The organism is Arthrobacter sp. SPT-J7 (genome assembly GCF_059089965.1).
In genome coordinates, this window is record NZ_JBNHFF010000351.1 from 1 (window position 1) to 2397 (window position 2397).

General features: G+C 66.0%; 2 protein-coding genes. Both read right to left on the reverse strand.

All coding sequences use genetic code 11. The features are described 5' to 3' along the window. Positions 1 to 708, reverse strand: a 708-nt coding sequence (locus tag AC5RWX_RS32495; RefSeq protein ID WP_494100292.1) for a YcnI family copper-binding membrane protein, incomplete at its 3' end; no start/stop codon positions are given. Between the two features lie 705 nt (positions 709 to 1413). Next, on the reverse strand, positions 1414 to 2397 hold a 984-nt coding region (locus AC5RWX_RS32500), incomplete at its 5' end, for a cytochrome c oxidase assembly protein (protein ID WP_494100293.1).

Sequence of the window (2397 nt, forward strand, 5' to 3'; positions counted from 1 at the left end):
GATGCCTGCGACGAGTCCGAACACCCCGGCCGCCAAAGCCGCCCAGAGCAGCCCGGGCGTGGGCACATCGGAGTTCACCGAAGCTACCGTTTCAGCGGCTTGGATTGGGGCCGCGGTGTCGGTGCTGGTGTTGCTGTGGCCATGTTGTGCGGACGGGGATGCAGTGGTCACAAAGGACGGCGCGGGGTCCTCGGGTTCGCCCTTGCCCTTGACCACCGGATCATCCCAGTTCCGGACACTGCCGTCGGAGTAGGACTGCGCCACCGGCAGCGTTACGGTGGTACCGGCCGCCGGAAGCCGCCCGACGTACACGGAGAACATCTGGTATTGATCGATCGTCAACTGGCTTGATGCGTCGTTGGCGGTCCAGGACACGGACAAGGGCGCTTCGGTGATGGTGGCACCGTTCACGGTTACCGGCAGGGGCAACGTTCCCCTGACCACCTCAGAGGTCCACCCCGAAACAGGCTTCACGCGGACGGATGTGAACGGAGTAGCCGTTGGTAAGTCCACCGTGATTTTTGTGGTTGTTGCGGTCTGCGACTCGCTGGGAACCCTGAAGGTTACCTGCGTGGAGGCGCCTTCGGCGGGCGCGTCCGGTGTGACTGTCACGTGGGCGGTGGCCGCACCGAGGCCGAGGGTCATGAGAGTGGCCGTGGCTGCCCCAATGGCAGTTACTTTGAGGAAAGACGGGGTCTTGGTGTTCATGGAAAAGTCCTTTGCTGGGGCCGCCCAGGATCGAAGGGATGGCGGGCAGCGGAGTGTGGAATGACGGCTGTAGCGTTCCCTTGACTGCCTGTGCACGCAGATTGGCCAGGTGAGGGTAACGCCGTGCAGCCGGCGGCCCCCGGATGCCGTCAGCATGGTGGTTTCGCCAGGGGGTAGGTACTGGGCCGGAGCGGCTTTCACCACGGGGCGGTCCGGACCAAAGAATGGTGACGGGCCGGAGGGCCCGCGTCAGGGCGCGAAACCAGGCAACGAGACGCCCAAGTGCTGCTTCTGCCCTGCATAACAGGGCCGCCGTCACAGCAGCCCCCAGAACGTGCGCCACCGACATGGCGAGCCCGGGATCCGCGTGCAGGAGTGGTTGGTGGGCCTCGGTCAGGCACGCGCCGGCAGGGGCAGCATGATGCGCGCTGTCGTGCGGTGACGTCGCACAGGGGGGTTCCTGGGGAAGAAGGCTGAGAGCCTGGTGAAGCAATACCTGTCCGATTCCAATCACGGCGGCAACGCTGCCGATGGACAATCGGCGGCCCAGGACCAGCATGACGGCCAGCGAAACCAGCGCGATCAACGCCGTCGAGGTCCCCGCAGCCGGAAGCGTACCTCCACCGAGGACATGTGCGCCGGCCGCAGGCAACCAAACGGCGCCGGTCACCAGAAGAGGACGCACAAGGCTCAGCGCGGGTGCTCTCACCTTGCAGGTAATTGGGCAGTGCCAGCCACGTGCCCTACATGCCGGTCCTGTGGGCTCTGGGCACGACCAATGATGACCATGGCGGCGGTGATGGCGAGTGATAGTGCTGCGATGGACCACATGATGGGGCCGCCCATTTCCGCAGCAGCAGCCGGGGACGGCCCCCAGGGCTGGCCTACTGAGGTGTACCAGGGCACTTCCAGTGCCGGTGCCTGTTCCATGAGTTTCCACCCACCGAAAGCGTAGACACCGGCCATTCCTGCCAGGACGGAAAGTCGGTTGCGTGGGCTGCTGCTGGTGCCGTGGTCCCGGGCCGCGGTTAGTGCGGCGGTGGCGAGAGAGCCGGCGAGCAGGGCGAGCAGGGTCATGGCGCTGTAGCCGATCTGGCCCACGGCCGCCCATTCGAGCAGTGGGGTGTAGTAGATGACTAGCAGGGATGCAGCGAGGATAAATATGGCCAGAACTGGATCCCTGCGCAGCGCCGCCAGTACCGGCTCAATGGACCGTTCCAGGAGTTCTTTGACCCCGGTGCTGCCGTCTGTTCTGGTCCTGATAGTCAGTTTGGCCAGGGTCAGCGGGGCCGCCGGGACGAGCAACAACGGCACGACGGCGCTGAGTGTCATCTGGGTCAGTACGTGGGCGGTGAACAGGTAGCCCTGATAGACATGAACGCCCCCGTTGGTGACCATGAACAGGACAGTGACGCCAGTAAGCCACAGCACCGTGCGGTGCGCGGGCCAGGACCGCCCTCCGGCCCGAAGGCGCCATACCCCGGCCACGTACGCAACCACGGCGAAGCCGCAGGCCAGGATCCACAACGCATCCGGGGCCCAGCGGGATGCGTATTCCCACAGGCTGGGCTCGGGCAGCCCGGCGGCGAGGTCCGCGGCGGACGTCTTCCCGGACCCGGCGGCCGGCGGTGGTTCTGTCCGGGCCAGTGCGGCGGCCATCCCGGAAGCGACCCCCATGACCGCGAGTTC